Origin of the sequence: Micromonospora parathelypteridis (assembly GCF_014201145.1) — a bacterium.
In the GTDB taxonomy this organism is placed as follows: domain Bacteria; phylum Actinomycetota; class Actinomycetes; order Mycobacteriales; family Micromonosporaceae; genus Micromonospora; species Micromonospora parathelypteridis.
In genome coordinates this window covers 6,608,224-6,631,408 of record NZ_JACHDP010000001.1, presented here as the reverse complement: position 1 = coordinate 6,631,408, position 23,185 = coordinate 6,608,224, and the positions used below count along the sequence as shown (strand labels likewise).

The 23,185-nt window shown below is 72.6% G+C and carries 24 protein-coding genes; 14 read left to right on the top strand and 10 right to left on the bottom strand.

Annotation, left to right across the window (positions count from 1 at the left end; genetic code table 11):
* Positions 1-80 precede the first annotated feature (80 nt).
* Positions 81-917: an undecaprenyl-diphosphate phosphatase gene (locus tag HNR20_RS29930; RefSeq protein WP_184186814.1), complete on the bottom strand. Its 837-nt coding sequence runs from the start codon at positions 915-917 to the stop codon at positions 81-83.
* Positions 914-1,966: an LLM class F420-dependent oxidoreductase gene (locus HNR20_RS29925; protein WP_184186812.1), complete on the bottom strand. Its 1,053-nt coding sequence runs from the start codon at positions 1,964-1,966 to the stop codon at positions 914-916. The genes HNR20_RS29930 and HNR20_RS29925 overlap by 4 nt, the downstream gene beginning before the upstream one ends.
* A 186-nt stretch (positions 1,967-2,152) precedes the next feature.
* On the opposite strand from HNR20_RS29925, the gene HNR20_RS29920 reads away from it, so the two are divergent.
* Positions 2,153-3,124 (top strand): aldo/keto reductase, encoded by a 972-nt coding sequence (locus HNR20_RS29920; protein ID WP_184186809.1) that lies wholly within the window; start codon positions 2,153-2,155, stop codon positions 3,122-3,124.
* Between the two features lie 36 nt (positions 3,125-3,160).
* Here the strand turns inward: HNR20_RS29920 and HNR20_RS29915 are convergent, their stop codons facing one another.
* The 3 genes from HNR20_RS29915 to HNR20_RS29905 are packed head-to-tail and all read right to left on the bottom strand — an operon-like array spanning position 3,161 to position 5,471.
* Positions 3,161-4,066, bottom strand: coding sequence for a hypothetical protein (locus HNR20_RS29915; RefSeq protein WP_184186806.1), 906 nt, complete (start codon positions 4,064-4,066; stop codon positions 3,161-3,163).
* 14 nt (positions 4,067-4,080) lie between these two features.
* Positions 4,081-5,142, bottom strand: a complete 1,062-nt coding sequence (locus HNR20_RS29910; protein WP_184186803.1) for a WXG100 family type VII secretion target — start codon at positions 5,140-5,142, stop codon at positions 4,081-4,083.
* The gene (locus HNR20_RS29905) at positions 5,139-5,471 is read right to left on the bottom strand and encodes a hypothetical protein (protein WP_184186801.1); all 333 of its coding nucleotides are present in this window, start codon (positions 5,469-5,471) and stop codon (positions 5,139-5,141) included. Before HNR20_RS29905 ends, HNR20_RS29910 begins: the two co-directional genes overlap by 4 nt.
* A gap of 99 nt (positions 5,472-5,570) precedes the next feature.
* On the opposite strand from HNR20_RS29905, the gene HNR20_RS29900 reads away from it, so the two are divergent.
* The 3 genes from HNR20_RS29900 (at position 5,571) to HNR20_RS29890 (ending at position 7,220) form a co-directional block, all read left to right on the top strand.
* Positions 5,571-5,990, top strand: coding sequence for a YbaB/EbfC family nucleoid-associated protein (locus HNR20_RS29900; RefSeq protein WP_184186798.1), 420 nt, complete (start codon positions 5,571-5,573; stop codon positions 5,988-5,990).
* Entirely contained in the window at positions 5,987-6,811 is an 825-nt protein-coding gene (locus HNR20_RS29895; RefSeq protein ID WP_184186793.1) for an SseB family protein, read from the top strand. The genes HNR20_RS29900 and HNR20_RS29895 overlap by 4 nt, the downstream gene beginning before the upstream one ends.
* 217 nt (positions 6,812-7,028) lie before the next feature.
* Entirely contained in the window at positions 7,029-7,220 is a 192-nt protein-coding gene (locus tag HNR20_RS29890) for a DUF5703 family protein (protein WP_013734349.1), read from the top strand.
* Between the two features lie 45 nt (positions 7,221-7,265).
* Here the strand turns inward: HNR20_RS29890 and HNR20_RS29885 are convergent, their stop codons facing one another.
* Positions 7,266-7,928: a hypothetical protein gene (locus HNR20_RS29885; RefSeq protein WP_184186790.1), complete on the bottom strand. Its 663-nt coding sequence runs from the start codon at positions 7,926-7,928 to the stop codon at positions 7,266-7,268.
* A gap of 59 nt (positions 7,929-7,987) precedes the next feature.
* Positions 7,988-9,316, bottom strand: coding sequence for a M20/M25/M40 family metallo-hydrolase (locus HNR20_RS29880; protein WP_184186788.1), 1,329 nt, complete (start codon positions 9,314-9,316; stop codon positions 7,988-7,990).
* A 205-nt stretch (positions 9,317-9,521) separates the two neighbouring features.
* Here HNR20_RS29880 and HNR20_RS29875 point away from each other — a divergent pair, with 205 nt between their 5' ends.
* From HNR20_RS29875 to HNR20_RS29865, 3 genes are all read left to right on the top strand, one after another.
* Positions 9,522-10,130: a hemerythrin domain-containing protein gene (locus HNR20_RS29875; RefSeq protein ID WP_184186785.1), complete on the top strand. Its 609-nt coding sequence runs from the start codon at positions 9,522-9,524 to the stop codon at positions 10,128-10,130.
* A gap of 86 nt (positions 10,131-10,216) precedes the next feature.
* The gene (locus HNR20_RS29870) at positions 10,217-11,197 is read left to right on the top strand and encodes a LysR family transcriptional regulator (RefSeq protein ID WP_184186782.1); all 981 of its coding nucleotides are present in this window, start codon (positions 10,217-10,219) and stop codon (positions 11,195-11,197) included.
* A 60-nt stretch (positions 11,198-11,257) separates the two neighbouring features.
* Positions 11,258-11,503, top strand: coding sequence for a hypothetical protein (locus HNR20_RS29865; protein WP_184186779.1), 246 nt, complete (start codon positions 11,258-11,260; stop codon positions 11,501-11,503).
* Between the two features lie 55 nt (positions 11,504-11,558).
* Here the strand turns inward: HNR20_RS29865 and HNR20_RS29860 are convergent, their stop codons facing one another.
* From HNR20_RS29860 to HNR20_RS29850, 3 genes are read right to left on the bottom strand one after another with little or no spacing between them, the layout of a single operon-like run.
* Positions 11,559-11,909 carry a DUF3140 domain-containing protein gene (locus tag HNR20_RS29860; protein WP_110565257.1) on the bottom strand — a complete coding sequence of 117 codons (351 nt, stop codon included), beginning with the start codon at positions 11,907-11,909 and terminating at the stop codon, positions 11,559-11,561.
* Positions 11,909-12,121: a hypothetical protein gene (locus tag HNR20_RS29855; protein WP_184186777.1), complete on the bottom strand. Its 213-nt coding sequence runs from the start codon at positions 12,119-12,121 to the stop codon at positions 11,909-11,911. Before HNR20_RS29855 ends, HNR20_RS29860 begins: the two co-directional genes overlap by 1 nt.
* The gene (locus HNR20_RS29850) at positions 12,118-14,676 is read right to left on the bottom strand and encodes an ATP-dependent Clp protease ATP-binding subunit (RefSeq protein WP_184186775.1); all 2,559 of its coding nucleotides are present in this window, start codon (positions 14,674-14,676) and stop codon (positions 12,118-12,120) included. The genes HNR20_RS29855 and HNR20_RS29850 overlap by 4 nt, the downstream gene beginning before the upstream one ends.
* Positions 14,677-14,817: 141 nt before the next feature.
* Here HNR20_RS29850 and HNR20_RS29845 point away from each other — a divergent pair, with 141 nt between their 5' ends.
* The 7 genes from HNR20_RS29845 (at position 14,818) to HNR20_RS29815 (ending at position 23,171) form a co-directional block, all read left to right on the top strand.
* A complete protein-coding gene (locus HNR20_RS29845) occupies positions 14,818-15,210 on the top strand; it encodes a PIN domain-containing protein (RefSeq protein WP_184186773.1) in 393 nt (130 codons plus the stop codon).
* A 152-nt stretch (positions 15,211-15,362) separates the two neighbouring features.
* On the top strand, positions 15,363-15,623 hold the full coding sequence (locus HNR20_RS29840; RefSeq protein ID WP_030504016.1) for a hypothetical protein: 261 nt from the start codon (positions 15,363-15,365) through the stop codon (positions 15,621-15,623).
* A 6-nt stretch (positions 15,624-15,629) separates the two neighbouring features.
* On the top strand, positions 15,630-16,667 hold the full coding sequence (locus HNR20_RS29835) for a hypothetical protein (RefSeq protein WP_184186771.1): 1,038 nt from the start codon (positions 15,630-15,632) through the stop codon (positions 16,665-16,667).
* A complete protein-coding gene (locus HNR20_RS29830) occupies positions 16,660-19,335 on the top strand; it encodes an FtsK/SpoIIIE domain-containing protein (protein WP_184186769.1) in 2,676 nt (891 codons plus the stop codon). Before HNR20_RS29835 ends, HNR20_RS29830 begins: the two co-directional genes overlap by 8 nt.
* Positions 19,332-19,994 (top strand): hypothetical protein, encoded by a 663-nt coding sequence (locus HNR20_RS29825; RefSeq protein ID WP_184186767.1) that lies wholly within the window; start codon positions 19,332-19,334, stop codon positions 19,992-19,994. The genes HNR20_RS29830 and HNR20_RS29825 overlap by 4 nt, the downstream gene beginning before the upstream one ends.
* A 92-nt stretch (positions 19,995-20,086) precedes the next feature.
* The gene (locus HNR20_RS29820; RefSeq protein WP_184186765.1) at positions 20,087-22,615 is read left to right on the top strand and encodes a CHAT domain-containing protein; all 2,529 of its coding nucleotides are present in this window, start codon (positions 20,087-20,089) and stop codon (positions 22,613-22,615) included.
* 40 nt (positions 22,616-22,655) lie between these two features.
* Complete coding sequence (locus tag HNR20_RS29815) at positions 22,656-23,171, top strand: trypco2 family protein (RefSeq protein WP_184186762.1); 516 nt, start codon at positions 22,656-22,658, stop codon at positions 23,169-23,171.
* Positions 23,172-23,185: the final 14 nt, after the last annotated feature.

The following is a 23,185-nucleotide window of genomic DNA, read 5'->3' as shown; positions in this document are numbered from 1 at the left end:
AACGAAGGCGGGCCGGCGGGAACGAAGGCGGCCCCCGGCCCGCCGGGAGGCGGGACGGGGGCCGTCGACGGGTCGGCCGGTCAGGTGGCGTCGATCGTGCCGGTCAGCAGCAGAGCCAGGACCAGGGTGCCCAACGCGACCCGGTACAGCACGAAGACGTACAGGGTGTGGTGGGCGACGTAGCGCAGCAGCCAGGCGATGGCCGCGTACCCGATGCCGAAGGCGATGGCGGTGGCCACGATCGTCTGGGCCACGGTCGGCACCGACGTGCCCGGCGCGGACGGCTCGAAGACGTCACCGAGGCTGAACACGCCGGACATGACCACCGCCGGGATGGCCAGCAGGAACGAGTACCGTGCCGCCGCTTCCCGGGTGAGGTTGAGCAGCAGGCCGGCGGTGAGCGTGCCACCGGAGCGGGACACCCCGGGGACCAGCGCCATGGCCTGGGCGAAGCCCATCACCACGCCGTCCTTCATCCGGAAGTTCTCCAGGGTCCGGGTCTGCCGCCCCCAGTACTCGGCGAACGCCAGCACGAAGGCGAACACGATCAGCGTGGTCGCCACGACCCAGAGGTTGCGCCCGGCGGTCTTGATCTGGTCCTTGAACACGAAACCGAACAGCCCGATCGGGATCGAGCCGACGATCACGTACCAGCCCATCCGGTAGTCGAGGCTGGAGCGCACCGACTTGTCCCTGATGCCGACCAGCCAGGTTCGGGTGATCCGCCAGATGTCCTTGGCGAAGTAGATCAGCACGGCGGCTTCGGTGCCGAGCTGGGTGACCGCGGTGAACGACGCGCCGGCGTCACGGTCGAAGAAGATCGCCGAGGTGATCCGCAGATGCCCCGACGAGCTGACCGGAAGAAACTCGGTCAGTCCCTGGACGATGCCCAGGACGATGGCCTCGACCCAGGTCACTCGCCGACTCCCGAAAGGTCGAGTGCCTCGGCGACGGTACGCAGGGTCTGCACACCGCTGTCCCGGTCGGCCACGAACAGGGTCACCGACAGCGTGGTGACGCCGGCGGCGGCGTACTCCCGCATCCGCTCGGCGACGCGCTCCTTCGGGCCGAGCAGCGAGGTGCGGTCGATGAACTCCATGGGGACGGCGGCGGCGGCGTCGCGCTGCCGCTTGGCCAGGTACAGGTCCTGCACGTCGCGGGCGGCGTCGCCGTACCCCATCCGGGTGGCGAGCTGGTTGTAGAAGTTCTGCTCCCGGCTGCCCATGCCGCCCACGTACAGCGCGGCGTACCAGCGGACGAGTTCGGCGCAGGAGGCCACGTCGTCGCCGATCACCACGGGCACCGACGGCACCACGTCGAACCCGGCCAACTCCTTGCCGACCTTGGCCCGCCCGGCGCGGACCGAGGCGAGCTGCTCCTCGGCGAACTCCGGGGCGTAGAACACGGCGAGCCAGCCGTCGGCGATCTCGCCGGCCAGTTCCAGGTTCTTCGGGCCGACCGCGGCCAGGTAGATCGGTATGTGCTCGCGTGGTGGGTGGAAGCCCAGTCGCAGGGCCTTACCGGGGCCGTCCGGCAGCGGCAGCGTGTAGTGCTCGCCGTCGTACGCCACCTCTTTGCGGGCGATGGCCAGCTTGACGATGTCGACGAACTCGCGGGTCCGGGCGAGCGGCTTGGCGAAGCGCACGCCGTGCCAACCCTCGGAGACCTGCGGGCCGGAGACTCCCAGGCCGAGCCGGAAGCGGCCGCCGGAGAGGGCGTCGATGGTGGCGGCGGTCATCGCGGTGGCGGCCGGCGTACGGGCGGGGATCTGCATCACCGCGGCGCCGACGTCGATCCGTTCGGTCTGGCCGGCCATCCAGGCGAGCATGCTGGGCGAGTCGGAGCCGTAGGCCTCCGCCGCCCACACCACCGAGTAACCGAGCCGGTCCGCCTCCTGCGCCAGGGCCAGGTGATCGGCCGGTGTGCTCCATGCGGTCTGGTATCCAAGACTGAGCCCGAGTCGCACTGGTCCTCCCCCATCCGTGGCACAGGTCGCACCAGGTTACGCAATGACGAAAACGGACTCGATCACCGGCTCGACACCTTTGTTCCCCGCCCGTCGCGGTGCCCGTCGTCGGCGGAACCGGCAGAACCGGCAGAGTTGACGGGAGCGAGGATATCCGTGGCGGCAGGTTCGAAATAAGGTTCACCCATGCAACAGCGACCGCTCGGCCGAAGCGGGCTGGCGGTTTCCCGGCTCGCGCTCGGCACCATGACCTGGGGCCGGGACACCGACGCCGACGATGCGGCCGCCCAGCTGAAGAGTTTCCTGGACGCGGGCGGCAACCTGATCGACACCGCCGACGTGTACGGCGACGGCGACGCCGAGTCGGTGATCGGCTCGCTGCTGGGCACCCTCGTGCCCCGCGACGAGCTGCTGATCGCCACGAAGGCGGGGTTGCGCCCGGGCAGCGGCCGGCGCCGCGACGGCTCCCGCGGGCACCTGCTGCGGACGTTGGACGCGTCGCTGCGCCGGCTCGGCACCGACCACGTCGACCTGTTCCAGGTGCACGGGTACGACCCGGACACCCCGCTCGAGGAGACCCTGGCCGCGCTGGACCACGCGGTGGCCAGCGGAAAGGTCCGCTACGTCGGCGTGTCGAACTTCTCCGGCTGGCAGACCGCGCGCGCCGCCGCCTGGCAGACCGCCTGGCCGGGGCGGGCGCCGGTGGTCGCGACCCAGGTGGAGTATTCGCTGCTGGAGCGGGGCGTGGAGCGGGAGGTGCTGCCCGCGTGCGACGCGCTCGGCCTCGGCCTGCTGCCCTGGTCACCGCTCGGCCGGGGGGTGCTCACCGGCAAGTACCGGCACGGCCGTCCGACGGATTCCCGAGCCGCGTCGCCGCACTTCGAGCGGTTCGTCTCGACGTACCTGGAGCCGCGTTGTTCCAGCATCGTGGAGGCGGTGGCGACGGCGGCCGGGGGCCTGGGGGTGTCGCCGCTGGAGGTGGCGTTGGCCTGGATCCGGGACCGGCCGGGAGTGACCGCGCCGATCCTCGGCGCGCGGACGGTGGGGCAGCTGCTCGGCGCGCTCCAAGTGGAACGGATCACACTTCCTGAGGAAATCACCACCGCACTGGACGACGTCTCGGCGGTGCCGGTGGGCTACCCCGAACGCGACGGCTGACCCGCCGGCCGGGGTCACGGCTCACCCGCCGGCTGGTCACGGCGTTGGGCGCTGTCCGGGGAGGTCCTGGATCGCGGTCAGGAAGCGCGACTGGTCGTCGCGGAGCGCGGGCTGGGTGAGCCGGATCCACGAGCCGTCGTCGAAGACGATGGTGGAGGCGAGCTGCACGAGCCCGCTCGCGCCACGCTCGGAGTCGACCCGGGCCACCCGGTCGCGCCGCACACTCCACAGCACCCGTGGTTGCCGCCGGTCGGGCCGGTCGGCGTCCGGGCGGGGGCCCATCCGCAGCAGGTGCAGATGGCTGTCGGTCACCGCGAGGGGTGTGCCGCTGTAGCGCTCCAGGAAGAGCAGCAGGCTGCCGGCGAGGGTGGCGAGGTCGCCGCTGAAGACGTAGCGCCGCCGGTAGGCGATCTCGGCGAGCTGGTCGGCCAGCGGGCGGTACTGGCTGAGCCGGAACAGCGCGCGGAACGCCTCCTGCTCCGCGGTGAGTGGGATCGGCTCCCGCTGGGCGGGTTGCTGCGGCAGACCCGGCTCCGGCGCGGCCAGGTCCGGCACTCCGGCGGCGATGGCACCGGCCTTGCCCGGCAGCAGCAGCACACCGGCGGCCAGCCGCACCGGCGTCAGCACGGCGTCCACCCAGACCACGGGGTTGACGATGTTGAGCAGCCCGAACAGCACCTTCGGGTCGAGTGCGTCGGCCAGCTCGGCGCCGACCTCGTCGGCGAGCTGTTGACCGGCCTTGTGGGTCTGCGACATGCGGACCGGGCCGAGCCCCACGTAGCGGAGCTCCTGTCCGGGCAGCAGCGGCGCGACGAGGGCACGTTCGGGTTCGTCGCTGGTGCGGAACTCGTCGACCAGCTCACGGGCCTTGTCGCGGGCCGCCCGCGCGCCGCCGAGCACCGCGTCGGTGAACCGACCGAGCCGGCCTCGCTCCCCTGCCATCACGCGTCGCCTCCCTAGCGGCCTGCCGGCTGGCCGGCCGGCGGTTGCCCGAAGACATTCTGGTCGACCCAGTCGGCGCCGCCCTGCACCGCCTGGTCGATCTGGTCGCTGACCTGATCGCTGCCGGGAACGGAGAGCCCGCTGGTCAACGCGACCGTCCCCCAGGTGACGCCGTGGACGACCGAGTTCGGCACGTTCCACGGCAGGTTGGTCGCCCAGTCCCGGGCGATCACCCGGGCGCCGTCGGCAACGCCATGCGCCCGCAGCGCGGCGGCCCGTTCGAGGGCGCCCATGTCGAACGGGGCACCCGACTTGCCCAGCTTGTACGTGCCCTTGCTGGGGTCGAGGACCTTGTGGTGCCACTTGTCGAGCTTGCCGGCGAGGCGGCGCTTGTCGGCGTACTTCTTGCCGGTGCGCAGCCCCTTCTGCATGTCGACCAGCTTGTCCAGGTGCGCGCGCAGCTTGCGCAGGTACAGCATGACCCGCTGCAGCAGGCGGATGACCTTCTGCAGGTGCGTTGCCAGCGGCCGGATGACCTTCAGCATCCGGGTGAGCACGATCATGCCCCTGGTCACGGCGACGCCCAAGCCGGCCGCCCAGGACGCACCCATGGTGATCGGCGCCATCAGCAACGCCGTCACCAGCGTGACCAACAGGAAGTTCACGAACTCGACGCAGAGATCCACGAGTACGTCGTGCACCGTCTGCAGGCCGTCGGCGACACTCCGCAGGTACTCGGCGGTCGCGGCGAACTGCTCGGCGACGTCGAGCATCTGCTGCTCGACCTCGGCCAGCCGCAGGCCGTACGCCTCACCGGCGGGTGAGCGCCACCCGGGCTGTGAGGCCTCGCGGACGCCGCGGTGCCCCTCTGCCAGCTCGCGCACCTGTGCGGCCAGCGCGTCCCACTCGGCGGCCTTCGCGCGCAGGGCGGCGGGTTCACCGTCGACCATGTCGACGAGTTGGATGAGCGGCCAGGCCAGGGTCCGGCAGACGCTGTCGACCGCGTCCTGCACCCCGGAGAGCGCGCTGTCGAGGCCGTTCCACAGCTGGACGGCGCTGCCGGCGGGCCCGCTCATCCGGGCAGCCCCGACTGGATGGCCTTGAACCCGGCGTCGAGGTCCTGCTCGTTGCGCTCGTACGCCTCGACCGTGTCGGCCAACGCGCCGGCCACCCGGCCGAACGCGGCATTCGCGGCGCCGAACAGCTCCTTACCGCCGGTGACCTGCTCGGCGTACTTCTCGCGCAGCATGTCGCTGGCGAACGGCAGGTGGCCGAAGGCGTCCGACGGCACGTCGCCGGCCGAGGCGATCTGGCCCTCCAGCGCGGCGAGCGAGCTGGCGACCTGCTTGGCGGTTGTCTCCAGTCGACGGACCGCCTGCACGTCGACATCGATATCCGGTGGCATGCCGTTCCTCCCCCATGAGTCGAGCGCACCGACGATACGATTCCCCGGCTACCGGGCACCACCCGGTCCCGGTGGCACCGTCCACGGGGGAGGATTCTCATGACTGACCCGACGTCCGCGTTCGACGCGCTCGCCGGGCGGATCGCCGACATCGAACGCCGGTTCGCCGGCCTGGGCGACGACCTGGCCGAACTGTCCGGCACCGCGACCGACGAGAGCGGGCTGGTCTCGGCGACCGTCGACGCCACCGGCGCGCTGACCGGCCTCACCGTCGCGCCCGCCGCCCTGCGCGCAGGAACCGAAGGGGTGGCGGAGTTGGTGCTCGACGCGTACCGGCGGGCCCGCGTGGCGGCCACCGAGCACGTCGACGAGCACACCGAGGGGTTGGAGGTCGCGCTCGGCGCGGGCCTCACCGACCTGTTCGGCAAGCCCGGCGACTTCTCGGCGCTGGGCCGTCTGGAGGAGACCGTCGCCCGGCTCGGTCGGCTGGACGACCGCCTGCCGGGCTCACCGGCGTGACGCCGGCGACCTGGCCGGACATCGCCGCGCGTCTGCGGGACACGCTCGCCCGCTGCGACCGCGACACCGACCTGGAGCTGTCCGCCGGTCCGCGCAGGATCTGGCTGCTGGTGCGGCGCGAGGCCGTGCGGGTGGTCTGCCCGGGCCACGACGAGGCGGTCCTGGCCGCGCTCGGCTGGCACCGCCCGACCGGCGGCGAGGGCTGGTGGTACGAGGCACGGCGCACTCCGGAGCAGTTGGAGCGCCTCAGCGTGTTCGTGACCCGTACCGCCGCCGAGGTGCTCACCGACCGGCCGGGTGCGCTCTCCTGCCGGGCCGTGCCGCCGGCTGCGGGCCCTGGCCCGACGGGGCGATCGGCTGCGGGCCCCGGCCCGACGGAGCGATCGGTCGCCTCCCGGCCGGCACCGAACGCGTCTGCACTGGCCCGGACGACACCCGCCGAGGCGGCGGAGCCGGCGGTGGTGGCGGTGCTCGCCGCGGCCGTCGACCGGCGTGACCTGCCCGGCTACCTCGGAGCGCTGGCCGGCGCCACGGTGTGCGTCCCGCTGGCCGGGGAACCGGCGCCTGATGCCGACTTCCCGTGGACGGTGGTCGGCGACGCGACCGGAACGACTCTGCTGCCGGTCTTCACCTCGCCCGGGTCGCTCGCTGCGTTCACGGGGGACGGGGTGCCGTTCGTCGCGCTGCCCTGCGCGGACCTGTTCGAGGACTGGCCGAACCCGTCCTGGGGGCTGGCAGTCGACCCGGGGAGCGCCCGGGCGATGGCCCTGGCCGCGCCAGCCCTAGCCGCCCTGCTGACAGCAAACGTCCCCACCAGCTGACACCCCACCCCACCCCCACCCGGCCCTCGGCCCCCGCCCCTTTTCCGCGATCTTGCAGTTGCTGTCGCGGCATACGGGGCGTTCCACTCATCTCGCCGACCGAAACTGCAAGATCGGCGCGATGGGGGCACGGGGTGGCAGGAACCACCCACGGCAGCGGCGTTGGTCACCCCCGAGGGGGTGGCGAACGGCCGCTGGGCTGGGCAGCATGGGTGGCATGGACTACGAATACGCGCCGCTGCGGCTGCCGCCGAACGTCGACCGGTTGACCGCCGCGGCGCAGTTGGCGATCCAGGCGGAGTTCTCCGGGTGGGAGTTGGCCCGGGTGCGGTTGTACCGGGACGGCACGCGGCAGGTGGTGCTGCGTCGTCGGCGGGTCAACCAGCCGCAGCCGGGCCTGTCGTACTGAGGGACGTTCGCCCGGGGCCCGCGCGGGCCCCGGGCGTCACCCTGCCTAGTGCTGGTGCCCGGCGTGGTCGTGATCGTCGTCGAGCTCCAGGAACGGGTGCTCGTCGAGCCGGCCGACCAGCCGGTCGTCGGCCGCCGGTTGGAACGGGCCGACCGCGTCGTCGTCGTCGAACGACTCCAGGTCGACCGGGGTGCCCACCTCGCTGACCATGACCACCCCGTCGAGCGGTTCCAGCTCGGGGACGTCCAGCGCACCGAGCGAGCCGTCGCCGCTCTGCAGCAGCTCCAGCACCGCCTCGCCGACCCCCTCCACCGGTGCCGGCTCGTCGTCCTCCGGGGTGCCCTCGCGACGGGCCACCTCGGCGACACGCAGCAGCGCGGCCACGCTCGGCACCCGGTAGTCACGGCGCTGCCGCACCGAGATCACCCGGGGGTGCGGGTCGCTGGCCTCGGCGCCCTCGGCGCCGCCGAAACGCTCGTCGGCTTCGTCCGGGTCGATCGAGTCGACATCCCACGGCGTCACCTCGCCGAAGGCGTCGAGCAACCGCTCGTCGTAGGCGAAGGAGGCGTTGTTCAACGCCACGTACGCCTGCCAGACGTCGTCGTCGTCGACGCGGCCCTGTGCGGCGCGTACGGCGGCCAGGTGGTGACGGGCCGCTTCGATCACCCGCTCGAGAGCGGCGTCCAGCTCACCGTGCTGGTCGGTCATGTGGGGCAGTCCCTTCACGTTTGGGGAGGTTGCGCGCCGGCGGCTACTGCCGGACACGACTAGCAGGTGCGGAGGAACCGGTCGAGAACCCGCACGCCGAACTGTAGTCCGTCCACCGGAACGCGCTCGTCGATGCCGTGGAACAGCGCCGAGAAGTTCAGGTCGGCGGGCAGCCGCAGCGGGGCGAACCCGAAGCAGCGGATGCCGAGCTGCGAGAACGCTTTCGCGTCGGTGCCGCCGGAGAGCATGTACGGCACCGGCCGCGCCCCCGGGTCCTCCGCTCGCAGGGCCGCCGACATGGCCTCGACCAGGTCACCGTCGAAGGTGGTCTCCAGCGCCGGCTGCCGCTGGAGGTACTCGATCGCGATGTCCGGGCCGACCAGCTCGCGCAGCTGCCGCTCCAGCAGCTCGGACTGGCCGGGCAGGCTGCGGCAGTCGATGGTGGCGGTGGCCCGACCGGGGATGACGTTGTCCTTGTAGCCGGCGCTCAACCGGGTCGGGTTGGCGGTGTTGCGGATGGTCGCGCCGATGATGTTGGCGATCGGGCCGAGCTTGGCGATGGCCGTCTCCGGGTCGTCCGGGTCCAGCTCGATGCCGAGCACGTCGGAGACCTCCGTGAGGAAGGCCCGCACGGTGTCGGTGACCACCACCGGGAAGCGGTGCTGGCCGATCCGGACGACCGCCTCGGCGAGCGCGGTGACCGCGTTGTCGTCGTGCATCATCGAGCCGTGCCCGGGGCGGCCCTTGGCGTGCAGCCGCAGCCAGTCGATGCCCTTCTCGGCGGTCTCGATCAGGTAGAGCCGCTGGCTGTCGTTGACCGAGTACGAGAAGCCGCCGACCTCGCCGATCGCCTCGGTGCAGTCGTCGAAGAGGTCACGGTGGTTCTCCACGAGGAAACGTGCCCCGTATTCGCTGCCCGCCTCCTCGTCGGCGGTGTACGCGAGCACGATGTCGCGTGGGGGCCGTACGCCGGTGCGCTGCCAGTGCCGCACCACGGCGAGCACCATCGCGTCGAAGTCCTTCATGTCGATCGCGCCCCGGCCCCACAGGTAGCCGTCGCGCAGCTCCCCGGAGAACGGGTGCACCGACCACTCGTCGGCGTCGGCGGGCACCACGTCCAGGTGACCGTGCACGAGCAGCGCGCCACGGCTCGGGTCGGTGCCCGGGATGCGGGCCACCACGTTCGCCCGGCCCGGCGCGGACTCGTGCAGCACGGACTCCACGCCGACCTCGGCGAGCTTCTCCGCCACGTACTCGGCGGCGCGGCGCTCACCGACGCTGGTGTCGTTGTCTCCCGTGTTGGTGGTGTCGATACGCAGGAGGTCGCGGCAGAGGTCCACGACCTCTGCGGTGGGGTCGGGTCGGGCGGAGGCCGCATCGCTCGTCATCGGCTCTTCATACCAGCCGGAGCTGGTCGACCGCCCGGCGCACCGGCGCGGACGGGCCGGCGCACCGGCGCGGACGGGCCGGCGCACCGGCGCCCGCGCGGTGGCGCATCGACGGACCCGGTTTCGCCGTTGACGCGTTCGGGTACCGCCGCCCGTGACCGCACATCCCTGCCGGAGCTTCCGCCCGCCAGTCGAGGAGGGCATCATGTCCGCCGTTCCCCTGCCGCCGTTGCCGCCCGCGCCCGCACCCGAGGAGGGCTACCGGCCCGGTGGCCGCAACATCGCCGACATCGTCGAGCGGGAGCACTCCCAACTGCTGACGCTGCTGGACCAGCTGACCGGCCCGGACGCCACCGGGCAGGAAGGGCTGGCCGTGCTCACCGCCGCGCTGTCGCGGCACCTGTCGGCCGAGGAGCAGTACCTGCTGCCGGCGGTGCGCGCCGCGCTGCCGCACGCCTCCGAGCGGGTGGACGCCGAGATCAACGCCGACGCCAGCCTGCTCAACGCCCTGAAGGGGTTGACGGACGAGGCGCTCACCGAGGTGGCCGAGCGGGTCCGCCGACACGTCGACGGGGTGGGCTCGCTCGTCACCGAGCTGCGCACGGTCGCGACCGAGGAGGAGCTGATCCGGCTCGGCAACCGGCTGGAGATCGCCGAGGAGGCGGCGCCGACCCGACCGCACCCGGGCACTCCGGGCACCCCTCCGTGGAACCGGATCGTGGAGCCGGCGGTCGGGGTGGTGGACAAGGTGCTCGACGCGGTGACCCGCCGGCCGACGTATCTGGCGGACCTGCCGGAGCCACCCCGCGACTGAGGAGCGGCGACGACCAACAGTGCATTCATCATCACCGATCCGCTCGGGCTATTCCGCCGGCTGACGCGTAGTCCTACCGTCACCCTATGAACCTGGAGCTGCGTCACCTGCGGGTGGTCTGCGCGATCGCGGAGACGGGGAGTGTGACGAAGGCGGCGTCGGCGCTCGGCCTGGCCCAGCCGGCGCTCACCGCCCAGCTCCAGCGCATCGAGCGGACACTGGGCGGCCCGCTGTTCGACCGGGACCGGCGCGGTGCCCGGCCCACCGCGCTCGGTGAGCTGGTGCTGGCCCGCGCCCGGGTGCTGCTGCCGGCGATGAAGGGGCTGCAGGACGAGGCGGCGCGCCTGGCCGGGTCCGGCGACGCCCCGCCCTGCTACCGGCTCGGTGGAGTGAACAGCCCGATCCTGGGCCGGATGGTGCACCGGTTGGCGGCCGAGCAGCCCCCCGCCCAGATCACCACGTTCGCCTCCTGGTCGGTGGACGAGTTGGCGCAGTTGGTGGCGGGCGGCCGACTGGACTTCGCGCTCACCGGTGTGTGCGGCGACGCCAGCCCGTCGGCCGGGTTCGGGTTGAGCTGGCAGGAGGTGGCCATCGACCCGGTGCTGGTGCTGCTGCCGGAGACGCACCCCCTCGCGGCGCACGACGAGGTGCGCCTGGGGGACCTGCGCCACGAGCAGTGGGTGGCCGCGCCGGGCGACGGCTGCTTCAGCGACTGCTTCGCCGCCGCCTGCGCGCGCGCCGGCTTCACCCCTCGGAAGGTGTACGAGACCGACATCCGTGGCTGCGTCGACCTGGTGGACGCCGGCGTGGCGGTGGCGCTGTGCCAGGCGACGTTCCGGCCGGTGGCCGGGTTGGTCACCCGTCGACTCGCCGGCGTACCCCTGCGCTGGCGGCTCCTGCTCGGCTGGCATCCGGACTCCCCCGCCGCCCGGGAGGCCGACCTGGTGTTGGAGACGGCCAAGGCGGCGTACGTCGACTCGTTGGCCGCGCATCCGGCGTACCTGGCCTGGCTGCCACGCAACCCGGGGTTCGGCGTCCGGCAGCCCAGCGGGGTCCGACCTGGCTGAGCGGGAGGTAATCCCGGCCGGTGGCGGTGCGAACCGCCGCTGTCCGGGTATCTGGCGAACATGACCGATCTCTACCCGCCCGCCGACGACCGGGAGCTGCTCCGCCAGGCGGCCGCCGCGCACACCGCCGCCACCCGTGAGGTGGAGGCGTTCCTGCGCCGCCTGCCGACGGTGCCCGACCCGGCCGACGTCACCGAGTACGCGAATCTGCTCACCCGGGAGGACCAGACCCGCGCCGAACGGGACGCCGCCGCCAACTCGGCGGGGCTGACCATCGCCAGCTTGGAGCCCGACCAGGGCCAGTAGCCGGACGCGACGGTGCCGTCCCCGCCCGGGACGGCACCGTCGCGCGTGGCACCACTCAGCGTTCGACGAGCGGGTCGTGACCCAGGTCGAGCAGCGAGTGCCGCCACGTGTCGTCGGCGTTGCCGCGCGACGGCTTGGCGTCCATCAGCTCGCGGATCCGCTCGACCGCCTCCCGCATCACCTCGATGTCCTCCGGGGTGAGGTCGACCTTGCGCTTGTTCAACACCTTGAGAATCTCCCGGCCCGGCTGAGGCAGGTCGAGGTTCGGGTTCGGGCTGAACGAATCCTCCCCGGAACCCCGGGTCAGCAGCCACGTCCGCAGCTGCTCCGACGGGACGTTGACCTCGGCGTGGAAGTCCTCCCAGAGCACTTCCACCTCGGGGTCGAGCCGCGCTTCGCGTACCATCAGGTCTCCTCTTCGGGCGGCGGCCCGGACGTCTCCGGGTCGTCCTGGTCGGTCTTCGGATGCAGGCCCTCCGCGGGCACCCGCGTCCTGCGGGGGTTCGCGGTGGGCGGCGCCAGGATCGGGTCGGGATGCTCGTCCTCGTCCCGGTGTTTCGCGGACTCCGCCGGCTCGTGCGGGTCCTCGTGTTCACCTCGTCGCGCCGGCCCGCTCATCGCGGGTGCGTTGTCGTGGCGGCGGTGTACCCCCGCTCGCCCGCGGTCACGTCGAAGGTGAGCGCGCCGTCGCGGACGTCCACGACGACCTTCTGCCCGGGTGAGATCGCCGACTCCAGCAGCATCCGGGACAGGTGGTTGTCCACCTCCCGCTGGATCACCCGGCGCAGCGGCCGGGCGCCGAACTCCGGCTGGAAGCCGTGCTCGGCGAGCCAGTCGATGCCCGCGGTCGTGAACTCCACCTGGAGGTCCTGGGCGTGCATGCGGCGGCGGGTATCCTCCAGCAGCAGCGCCGTGATGTCGCGCAACTGCTCGGCCTCGAGCCGGCGGAAGATGATGACCTCGTCGATGCGGTTGAGGAACTCCGGGCGGAAGTTCTCCTGCAGGCGGCGCATCAGCCGCTCACGCAGTTCGTCGCTCTCCTGTTCGCTGCCCGGCGCGCCGGTGCCGAACCCGACGCTGCGCTGGCTGCCCGTGATCAGCTCGGAGCCGAGGTTGCTCGTCATGATCAGTACGGTGTTCTTGAAGTTCACCGTGCGGCCCTGACTGTCGGTCAGCCGCCCGTCGTCGAGCACCTGGAGCAGGATGTTGAACACGTCCGGGTGGGCCTTCTCGATCTCGTCGAGCAGCACCACCGCGTACGGGCGGCGGCGCACCGCCTCGGTGAGCTGGCCGGCCTCCTCGTAGCCGACGTACCCGGGTGGGGCGCCGACCAGCCGGCTGACCGTGTGTCGCTCCTGGAACTCGCTCATGTCCACCCGGACCATCCGGTCCGCCTCGCCGAACAACGCCTCGGCCAGGGCACGGGCCAGCTCGGTCTTGCCGACGCCGGTCGGGCCGAGGAACAGGAAGCTGCCCATCGGGCGCTCCGGGTCGGCCAGTCCGGCTCGGGAACGACGGACGGCCTCGGCGACCGCGGTGACCGCGTCGTCCTGCCCGACCACCTTCTGGTGCAGTTGCCCCTCCAGGCGCAGCAGCCGGTCCCGTTCCTCCTCGGTGAGCTGGCTGACCGGGATGCCGGTGGCGCGGGACACCACCTCGGCGATCTCCTGCGGACCCACTTCGGGCACCTGGGAGGTGGTGGAGCCGTCGTCGCCGTTCGCGCGACGCATCTCCTCCTCCAGCTCGGAGATCCGGTCGCGCAGCGCGGACGCGCGTTCGTACTGCTCGTCGGTGACGGCCTGTTCCTTGTCCCGGCGTACCTCGTCGAGCTCCTGCTCCAGCTCCCGCACGTCGGAGGCGGGCGTACGGGTCCGCAACCGCACCCGCGCGCCGGCCTGGTCGATGAGGTCGATGGCCTTGTCCGGCAGGAACCGGTCGGTGACGTACCGGTCGGACAGCTCGGCGGCGGTGACCAACGCCTCGTCGGTGAACCGCACCTGGTGGTGTGCCTCATAGCGGTCGCGCAGGCCGCGCAGGATGGCGATGGTGTCGTCGACGCTGGGCTCGGGCACCAGCACCGGCTGGAAGCGCCGGGCCAGCGCGGCGTCCTTCTCGATGCTCTTGCGGTACTCGTCCAGCGTCGTCGCGCCGATCACCCGCAGTTCGCCGCGGGCCAGCGCGGGTTTGAGCATGTTGGACGCGTCCATCCCGCCCTCGCTGCCGGCGCCACCCGCCCCAACCAGGGTGTGGATCTCGTCCATGAAGATGATCAGCTCGTCCCGGTGCGCCCGGATCTCGTCGATCACCTTCTTCAGCCGCTCCTCGAAGTCACCCCGGTACCGGGTGCCGGCGACCAGGCCGGCGAGGTCGAGTTGGACGACCCGCTTGCCGAGCAGGGTCTGCGGGACGTCACCGTCGCAGATCCGTTCGGCCAACCCCTCGACGATGGCGGTCTTGCCGACGCCGGCCTCGCCGATCAGCACCGGGTTGTTCTTGGTACGCCGGGACAGGATCTCCACGGCCTGCTCGATCTCGTCGGCCCGTCCGATCACCGGGTCGATCTGATCGTTGCGGGCCAGGTCGGTGAGGTCCTGCCCGTACTGGTCGAGGGTGGGCGTGCCGCGATCCGGCTTCGGTCCGGTCATCGGCCCGCGCTCGGCGTTGGCGGCCTGCAACGACTCGGGTTGGATCCGACCGGCGGCCAGCATCCGCCCGGCCGGCGACTCCGGGTTGAGCGGCAGCGCCATCAGGATGTGCTCGGGGCCGATGTAGTTGGCGCCCATCGCCCGGGACAGCTGATGGGCGTCGAGCAGCGCCCGCTTGGCCGCCGGGGTCAACGACAGGTTGGGCGGCACCTCCCCGCGCGGCGCCCCGTCGCCCTTGCCGCCGAGCGCGTTGAGCAGGGTGTCCGGGTCGGCGCCGGCCCGGCGTACCAGGTCACGCAGCGGTTCGCGTTGCAGCGCCGCCCAGAGCAGGTGGTCGGTGTCCAGGTCACTGCTGTGGCGTTGGGCGGCACGCCGGGCCGCGTCGGCCAGCATCTCCCGGGCGTCAGCCGTCATCAGTCGGGTGATGTCGACCCGGTGCGGCGGTCGGCGCCCTCCCTCGCCCCGGCCGAAGTACCTGGCCAGGAATTCATCCCACGGGTCGGAGCCGGTCTCACCGGGTCCCATCATGTCTGTCCTCCCGCAGTAGGGCGCGGCACGGTCGGCAGGGGCTACCCGGCGCGCGCCCCGACAAACGCCGCAGGAGGCGGAGCACCGGCGTCCCGGGAGTGGCGTCGGGCCCGAACCGGCCGTTGGTGGCAGGCTGACGGGATGGATGAGACCCCGCTGCTGATCGTGGATGGCGCCAACGTGGTGGGCTCCCGCCCGAACGGGTGGTGGCGTGACCGTGCCGGGGCCGCTGCCCGGTTACGCGACTCCCTCGCCCCGGTGGCGACCATCGGCCTGCCGGCGCGACTGACCGCCCCGGTGGAGGTGGTGCTGGTGGTCGAGGGGGCCGCGCGGGACGTGCCGGGCACCGAGGGCGTCCGGGTGGTCTCCGCCGCCGGCTCCGGGGACGACGCGGTGGTCGAGCTGGTGGAGGGGGCGCCGCGCCGCCGCCGGCTGGTGGTCACCGCCGACCGGGAGTTGCGCGGTCGCGTGACCGCGTTGGGCGCCGAGGTGTACGGCCCGCGCTGGCTACGCGAAGAGCCGACCAGCAACTGAGAAAGTCTCGCACCGGGACTCCCACAGAACGGACTCCCGGCACTTCCGGGGTCCTACCGGACAGGCGGGCAGGAACACCGACAGGGCGGATGTTCTTTCGGGACCGCCGATAGGCTCTAATGGAGATCTCCCCGCCCCCAGGAGGTTCCGCCGTGGCCAGCGTCGCTGAGCTGAAGGCTGCCATCGATGTCGCCCTCCAACAGATCGGCGACGGGCAGACAGCCGTACAGGCCGCCGGCGAGAAACTGGCCGAGGCGCAGCAGACCCTGGCCGGTGCGCTGGAGGGCAGCGGGCACGAGACGGTGGAGGCGGCCCAGGCGTCGCTGACCCAGGCCAGCCAGGAGCTGGAGGAATGTCTCGCCGCGACACTTGTCGCGGTCGAGCAGGCGCAGCTCTACGTCGCCACCCTGTAGGCCGCCATGTCCATCATCGAGGACGTCGGTGGGCAGGTCCGTGCCGCCAGCGAAGAGTTTCCGGTGGCCCTGCTCGGGCAGGCGCTGGAGAAGTTCGGGCTGGCCACCGAGCGACTGCGCTGGGTTCGCCAGGAGTCGGCCAACCCGATGGGCGTGCCCGAGTTGTCCGCCGCCACCGAGCACGCCGAGAGCGCCGGCTACGCGCTGCGGGTGGCGCAGGAGCAGCTGTCGGCTTACCTGGCGGCGATCGGGCTCGCCGCGGACGGCGCCCCGGCGCCCCGCCCACAACCGCGCGAACCCCGACACGACACGTCACCGGCGGCCGGGCCGACCGAGGTGGCCCCGGAGCCGGCCGAGCAGGTCCGGCTGCGCCGCTGGTGGTCGGTGCGGGTCGCGGAGCTGACCGGCGGGCGTGACAGCGGCGCCGAGGAACCCGACGAGCAACTGGACGACTCCCAGGAGCTGCTGCGCCGCGTCGTCGGCGGGGTGCGCGCCGGCGACCGGGACCGGCTGCGTACCGAGCTGCGCCGAGCCCCGGCCGACGTGGGGCTGGGCATGGCGGCGCTGACCCCACCGCTGCTGCGGGAGCTGGCCGGTGAGCTGCTGGGCCACCCGCCCCGGGCCACCGACCTCGGGCGGCTGCGCGGGGAGTTGGACGGGCGCGTACGCGACCTGTTGCCGGGGCTACCGCCGCCGGTGCTGGAGACGTTGCTGACCCGGGTGTGCCGGATGCCGCCGCCTCGTGCGTCCGGGGAGCCGCCGCACGCCGCCGACTCCGCGGTGACGGCCGGCGTGGCGACCGGGCTGCTGCTCGCCCGGCTCGGCCGGGACCTGCCCTCGGGGGCCCGTCCGCCGTCAGGTGACGCAGGCCAGCCCGGCCCCGGGCCGCAGCAGACGGGCGCGGGCCGGCCACCCGGCGCGGGCCAGCCGGGCGGCGTGAGCCAACGGCCGGGTGGCTCCGCTGGGCAGCGCTCCGGTGGGTTGCCGCCGCGCGCGGGCAGCCCGTGGCGGGACGCGCCGACTCGTCGGGGCTCCGATGGCTGACCGGCGCGGGCAGTTGGCCCGCCAGGTCCGGGACACCCTCGCCGAGGCGTTGGGCGCCACCCGTACCCGACTGTCCGCCGCCCAGGCTGAGCTGACCGCCGGGCGGGAACGGCTGGCCCGGGTACAGCGGGCGGCGGCCGCCGTACCGGAGCGGGTGGGGGCCCAACGGGACCGCCGCATCGCCGAGATCGACGCCCGCTACTCCACCCGGATCGCCGAGCTGGCCCGACGCGCCGCCGACGCCGCCCGTCAGGAGGCGCCCGGCTGCGCGGGGGCCGACTGGGCGGGGTGGACACCGACGCCCGCCCGGCGGGCCGAGCCGCCCGGCGCGCTGCGCGTCGGCACGGTCCGGATCGACGGCGTCGACCCGGTGCCCGCGCTGGTGCCGCTCCTCGACGCCGGGCACGTACACCTCTCCGGGGACGATCGCGCCGGCTGCGACGCGGTGGTCTCCGCGTTGCTGCTGCGGGCCGTCGGCCGCGCCGACCCGGGGGCGGTACGACTGATCGGGTACGACCCGGAGCAGCTCGGTGGCGGCCTGGCCGGATTCGCCCCGCTGGGCACGGCGGGGCTGCTCACCTTCGTCGGCCCCGGCGGGCTGAGCCCTCTCCTGGACGACCTGGTGGAGCAAATCCGCCGGGTCAACGAGACGGTGCTCGCCGGCGAGTACGCCTCATTGCGGGAACTGGCCGCGGCGACCGGCCGACGACCCGAACCGTGGCGGGTGGCGGTGCTGCTCGGCGGCGATGAGCTGAACCGGCACGAGCGCGGGCAACTGGACCGGATCGTGCGGGCCGGCGCGGCGTGCGGGGTGCACCTGGTGGTCCACGGTGTGCCGCTGCCGGAGGATCCGACGGTGACCCGGGTGGTGGCCGGGGTGTCCGGCGCGCGGATCGGCGGATCGGCCGGGCTGCCGGTCCGGCTGGACCCGCCGCCACCGGCGACGCTGGTCACCGAGACCTGCCGGGAGATCGCCGCCCGGGTGAACGCGGGCCCACCGCCGACCCCGTTCGCCGATTTGCTGCCCCCGCCCGAGTTGATGTGGCGGGAGGACTCCGCCGACGGGCTGACCGCGCCGATCGGCGAGGGCCCACAGGGCCGGCCGGTCCGGCTGACGTTGGGCGACTATCCACCGCACGCGCTGATCGGCGGGCCGTCCGGCACCGGCAAGACCAACCTGATCTTCGCGTGGATCGGCGCGCTGGCGGCCCGCTACTCCCCCGCCGAGTTGGAGTTCTACCTGCTGGACTTCAAGGAGGGGGTGTCCTTCGCGCGGTTCGCGCAGGGCCGGCGCGATCCGAGCTGGTTGCCGCACATGCGTCTGGTCGGCATCAACGTCAACACCGACCGGGAGTTCGGGCTGGCGCTGCTTCGTTTCCTCGCCGAGGAGCTGCGCCGGCGTGCCGACGCGGCCAAGAAGCACGAGGTGACCAAGCTGGCCGAGCTGCGGGCGGTCGACCCGACCGGGCACTGGCCACGGATCGTCGCGGTGGTCGACGAGTTCCAGATGCTGCTGGCCGGCCGGGACGTGGTCGCCCGGGAGGCGGCCGACCTGCTGGAGGACCTGGCCCGCCGCGGCCGGTCGCAGGGCATCCACCTGGTGCTCGCCTCGCAGGACGTGCGGGGCATCGAGGCGCTGTGGGGCCGCCCCGCGCTGGTCGCCCAGTTCACCCTGCGTATCGCGCTGCCGAAGGCGCTGCGGATCCTCGCCGAACGTAACGACGCGGCGCAGTCGCTGCCCCGCTGGCACGCGGTGGTCAACGCCGAGTCGGGCATGGTGGAGGGCAACGAGGTCGCCCGGATCCCGTCGGCCAGTGACTGGGAGACGTGGAGCGGGTTGCAGCACCGGCTGTGGCGGATGCGCCCGGCCGACGCGGCACCGGCCCGACTCTTCGACGGCGACGCGATCCCCCGGCTGGCGGACGCACCGGATTTCCGGGCCCTCGCCGTACCCCCGGACGGGACCGTGCCCCGGAACCCGGTGGCCCTGCTCGGCGAGATCATCGACGTGCAGTCCCGTTCGGCGGCGCTGCGGCTGCCGCGCGCCCCGGGGCGCAACCTCGCGGTCCTGGGCACCCGGGTGGACGAGGCGTGCGCGGTGCTGGACGCGGCGGCCCGGTCGCTGGCCCGCCAGCACCCGCCGGGCACCGCCCGGTTCTCCATCGCCTGCCTCGACCCGGACGCCGACCCGATCGCCCGCGCCCTCTACGACGACCTGGCCGACGACGCCGCCTGGTACGACGAGGAGACCGTGGGCGAGCTGATGGCCGAGACGGCCGACGCGCTGACCGGGCCGGGTAGCCCGCACTACCTCCTGCTGTTCGCGGTCGACGCGGCAGCCGGCGCACTGGCCGCCCGCGCCGGTCGGCGCACCGGCCTGGAGCAGCTACGCCGGATCATGCACGACGGGCCGGAACGACGGACGCACGTGCTGGCCTGGTGGCGGGGGGTGGCCCGGATGCGCGCCGACCTGGGTGGGCCGGCCGCCCGTACCGACCAGATCGGCGCCTGGGTGGCGCTGGACGCGCACGGCGGTGAGCTGGGTGCCTCGCTCTACCCGGGCACCGGCGGCCCGGACTGGTATCCCCGCCCCTGGCGGGGGCTCTTCTTCGACCGGGCGGTCCACCGCACCGGGCAGGTCATCATCCCCTATGGACCGTCGCGATGAACGAACCAGTGGCCAGCGAGACGTACGCGGCGCAGTTGCGGCGGCTGGCCGACCTGACCGCGCGGGTGCACGAGCAGCGCGCCGAGGCGCACACGTGGCACGAGCGGCAGTGCGCCGCTGCCGAGCGGGCTGTCGCCGACGCCGCCGAGCAGCTCCAGTTCGCCGAGGAGGAGCTGGTCTCCGCGCGTGAACAGCAGGAACGGGTCGACGCCGAGGTGGCGCACCTGTGGCAACAGGTACGCACCCGACTGGGCGCCCGCCGCCTCGGCGGCCCGCCCGCCCCGGCGAACGGCAACGGGGCCACCGACCCGTTGCTGCTGCTTGGACGGGCTCGTGACCTGCTCGACCGGGCCGGGCAGCCGGGTGAGCTGCCAGCCTCGGTCAACCCGCTACTGGCGCTCTGCGGGGTCGCCGGCGCGGTGGTCGCGTACGCGCTGGGGGCCGGCGCGCGTGCGCTCGGCGTCGGGTACGGCGGCGACCTGGCGGTCGGAATGCCGGTGCTGGCGCTGGTGGTGACCCTGCTTGGGCCGCTGGTCGGCCTGGTGCCGGCGCGGGTGCTGGCCGACCGTCGGCACGCGGTGCTCGGTCCCCGGCCGATCACCGTGGTCCTCGGCGCGGGGGTGCTCGCGACCGGGTTGCTGCTGGCGCTGGGACGCTGAGCGATCTGGTCGAATCAGTCCACAGAGGTTGTCGAATAGCCGACCGCCGGTGCGGCGAAAATCAGCGCGCGATCTTCGATACGGTACGTCAAATGGTCAGCTTCCTCCTCAGCTACCGCGCCGACGACGACAACGTCGTCGGGCGCCTGCTCGATGACGCGCTGACCGCTCGATTCGGCCGCGGCAGCGTCATTCGCGACGATCGGATGGCGGTCGTTTCCCCCGCTGAGCTGTCAGCCTCGGCGGCACTCATCGTCGTGCTCGAACCTCGCATGACCAGCGGTCCGGCAGGCTTGTCGGAGCACGTTCCGAGCAGCACCCTCCGGACGATCGAAACCGCCCTCGAACGGCAGGTCCTGCTCATCCCGGTGCTGGTGGACGGCGCTCCACTGCCACGCGAGACGCGTCTGCCCGAGGCGCTCAGACCGCTGGTCCAGCAGCACTACCGGCGGGTCTCCACGCGCACCGTTGATGCGGACATCCGCCACCTGATCGATGACCTCGCGACAAGTTTCGGCGCGGAGACCAAAACTGCTGGGCGCGCGATCCCACTGATCCTCAGCGCGGAACGGGTGCGCTGGTTCATGCCGCCCCCCGGGCACGGGCCATCGGCGGCGATCGTCTACTCGACCCGCCGAGATGGTCTGGAGGTCGCCGACAGTGGCCAGTCAATGGCGTGGTGGCGCCCAGGGTTCGTAGCCCGATACTCGACACGCTACGAGGTGGACACCAGCGACCACTGGATCGTCTTCGACGTTCGGCTGCCCGCGAAGGGCGCGTACCATTTCGAGGCATCGATCATCGTCGGCTTTCGGGTGACCGACCCGGCGCAGGTCGTCCGACGCGCGATCACGGACGCCGCGGGCCTGATCCGCGAGTTCGTGCTGGACGCCTGCCGGCCAATCAGTTCGCAGTACGCCCTCGACGAGGCGGACCAAGCCGAGACAGCCATCAATCGACGACTCAACCGGGGCGCGTCTGCTCTCGGCGGCATCACCCTCTATCGAAGAAGCGCACGGCTTTCCCTCGACGAACGAGGCCGTCACTATGTGCGATGGCGCGAACTGGAAAGGAAATTCTACGACCCGCAGGCACGAGCCGCGTACCGGCTGGCGCGACACCGGCTCGGCCCGACCACCGGGGGCCGGAAATTGGGTATGTCCGCCTTACGGCCGGGCGGGACACCCCGGGCACGGGAGCGGCTGTTGGTGGCGCGTGCGCCCACCCAGGTTCCGGCGGGTCGGGACCTGAGCGTCGACGTCCGGCTCGTCACCGAAGGGCGGCCGGTTCACCCGGACGCCGTGACCTCGCGGTTGGCGAACCTCCTCGTCAGCGACGCCGGCACACCTGTCACCGTGACCGTCCACGCGCCGGCCGGCCTGCACGCCGAGGGCCCGCTCCAGCAGACCGTGCTGGTCCTACCGGACGAGGATCCGAATCCGATCCGGTTCGGTTTCGGGGCGCGTACCCCCGGTCTGCATCGCATCGACGTGACGGCCTGGGCCGGCGGCACGTTCCTCAGCGAGGTGTCCGTCGAGGTCTCCGTCGCGGACGGTGGGCCGTTCCGGGACGGCCAGCCGAAGACGGCGCCGATGGGCGCCCCGCAGGCACGACCGGGCGAGGTCACCATGGAGGTACGGTTCGACGGGAGCCGCTACACCTTCCAACTGCGCTCCGACGCGGCGCTGTTCGCCCCGGTCGTCGAGTCGGTCACGAACACGCCGAACGCCGCGGTGGAGAACGCGATCAAGGAGTTGCAGCAGCTCGCCGGTGGTGGTTCCCGGTACGACGCGACGATGACCCGCGCGGTCATCCGGTCGGCGGGCATCCAGCTGTGGTCGGAGATGGTGCCAGCCGACGTGCAGGACCAGTTCTGGCAGGTCGGCGCCGACATGAGTGCCTTCACGATCGCCACCGACCACGATGTCGTCCCGTGGGAACTGCTCTATCCGCTCAGCGCCGAGCGCGATGCCGGTTTCCTCGTCGAGCAGGTCCCCGTGGTACGCCGCACCTATGGTCAGCACCGCAACGCGAAGGTCGGCCTGCGCAACCCGCGCTTCGTGGTGCCGCCGAAGGCTCCGACCGGCGCGCACGAGGAGATCGCCGCCATCCGCGCGATCCTCGGCGCGGCCGACAGCGAGCCCATCACCAAAGCCGGCGAACTCCTCGCCCTGATCAACTCAGGAGGGCTGGGAGCGACCCACTTCGCCTGCCACAACACGTTCTCCTCGGACGGCTCGTTCATCGACATGGACGGCGGCCGGTTCAAGCCGGCCCTGCTCGCCGAGGCCAGCATCCGGAGACTGCTGGCGGAGTCCGGCCCCCTCGTGTTCATCAACGCGTGCCGGAGCGCGGGCGTGGCACCGACGTACACGAAGATGCTCGGCTGGGCGCAGCAGTTCATGTCGTCCGGAGCGGGCGCGTTCGTCGGCACGCTCTGGGCGGTGCGCTCGGACAGTTCGGCCCGCTTCGCGACCGCGTTCTACCAGTCCCTCGCCGACGGCGCCACGCTCGGCGCGGCGGCCCTCGCCGCACGGATCGAGCAGCAGGACGACCCGCTGGACCCGACCTGGCTGGCCTACACCGTGTACGGCGACCCGTTCGCCACCGCCGCCGTCTGAGCGGTCGGCAACTCAACTCGCGCAGAAGGGGAGGTGCGGCATGGACGTGGTCGACCACAGCGTGCCGGTGGAGGAGTTGGTGTCGGCGGTGAAGAACGCGGTGAAGCAGGCCGGGATCTCCACGACCGACGAGGGTCGGGACCTGCGGGTCGGCTCCGTTCAACTGATCTTGAGCGCGGTCGCCACCACGAAGCTCGGCGGTGGCGTCGACTTCCGGGTCCCCGTGATCGGCTGGAAGGTCAAGGTGGGCGGCAGCCACTCCCGCCAGAGGACCCACACGATCGACATCACGCTCGTCGCCGAGGATCTCCAGGATCGGCACGAGCTGCGCGACGGCGGGGTCGAGGCGACCCTCGTGGACGCGATCACCACGATCCGCGCGGTGGTCGCCGCCGGCACCGGAGGTGACGACCCGCTGGTGCTGAAGGCCGGCACGGTGGAACTCGTCTTCGGCGTCACCGACCAGGGCACGATCTCGGTCGGCGCGGAGGGCGAGCTGACCGACGAGGTCACGAACACGCTCAGGATCGAGCTGGTCGGAGCCACGGCCGGGTGATTCAGGCCGGGTTG

Coding starts and splice junctions, on each gene's coding strand:
- HNR20_RS29820 (WP_184186765.1), top strand. CDS start 20,087: ATGGTCAGCTTCCTCCTCAGCTACCGCGCCGACGACGACAACGTCGTC.
- HNR20_RS29890 (WP_013734349.1), top strand. CDS start 7,029: ATGGACTACGAATACGCGCCGCTGCGGCTGCCGCCGAACGTCGACCGG.
- HNR20_RS29845 (WP_184186773.1), top strand. CDS start 14,818: ATGGATGAGACCCCGCTGCTGATCGTGGATGGCGCCAACGTGGTGGGC.
- HNR20_RS29825 (WP_184186767.1), top strand. CDS start 19,332: ATGAACGAACCAGTGGCCAGCGAGACGTACGCGGCGCAGTTGCGGCGG.
- HNR20_RS29850 (WP_184186775.1), bottom strand. CDS start 14,676: ATGATGGGACCCGGTGAGACCGGCTCCGACCCGTGGGATGAATTCCTG.
- HNR20_RS29865 (WP_184186779.1), top strand. CDS start 11,258: ATGACCGATCTCTACCCGCCCGCCGACGACCGGGAGCTGCTCCGCCAG.
- HNR20_RS29880 (WP_184186788.1), bottom strand. CDS start 9,316: ATGACGAGCGATGCGGCCTCCGCCCGACCCGACCCCACCGCAGAGGTC.
- HNR20_RS29910 (WP_184186803.1), bottom strand. CDS start 5,142: ATGAGCGGGCCCGCCGGCAGCGCCGTCCAGCTGTGGAACGGCCTCGAC.
- HNR20_RS29870 (WP_184186782.1), top strand. CDS start 10,217: ATGAACCTGGAGCTGCGTCACCTGCGGGTGGTCTGCGCGATCGCGGAG.
- HNR20_RS29860 (WP_110565257.1), bottom strand. CDS start 11,909: ATGGTACGCGAAGCGCGGCTCGACCCCGAGGTGGAAGTGCTCTGGGAG.
- HNR20_RS29835 (WP_184186771.1), top strand. CDS start 15,630: ATGTCCATCATCGAGGACGTCGGTGGGCAGGTCCGTGCCGCCAGCGAA.
- HNR20_RS29875 (WP_184186785.1), top strand. CDS start 9,522: ATGTCCGCCGTTCCCCTGCCGCCGTTGCCGCCCGCGCCCGCACCCGAG.
- HNR20_RS29815 (WP_184186762.1), top strand. CDS start 22,656: ATGGACGTGGTCGACCACAGCGTGCCGGTGGAGGAGTTGGTGTCGGCG.
- HNR20_RS29855 (WP_184186777.1), bottom strand. CDS start 12,121: ATGAGCGGGCCGGCGCGACGAGGTGAACACGAGGACCCGCACGAGCCG.
- HNR20_RS29920 (WP_184186809.1), top strand. CDS start 2,153: ATGCAACAGCGACCGCTCGGCCGAAGCGGGCTGGCGGTTTCCCGGCTC.
- HNR20_RS29900 (WP_184186798.1), top strand. CDS start 5,571: ATGACTGACCCGACGTCCGCGTTCGACGCGCTCGCCGGGCGGATCGCC.
- HNR20_RS29885 (WP_184186790.1), bottom strand. CDS start 7,928: ATGACCGACCAGCACGGTGAGCTGGACGCCGCTCTCGAGCGGGTGATC.
- HNR20_RS29905 (WP_184186801.1), bottom strand. CDS start 5,471: ATGCCACCGGATATCGATGTCGACGTGCAGGCGGTCCGTCGACTGGAG.
- HNR20_RS29830 (WP_184186769.1), top strand. CDS start 16,660: ATGGCTGACCGGCGCGGGCAGTTGGCCCGCCAGGTCCGGGACACCCTC.
- HNR20_RS29915 (WP_184186806.1), bottom strand. CDS start 4,066: ATGGCAGGGGAGCGAGGCCGGCTCGGTCGGTTCACCGACGCGGTGCTC.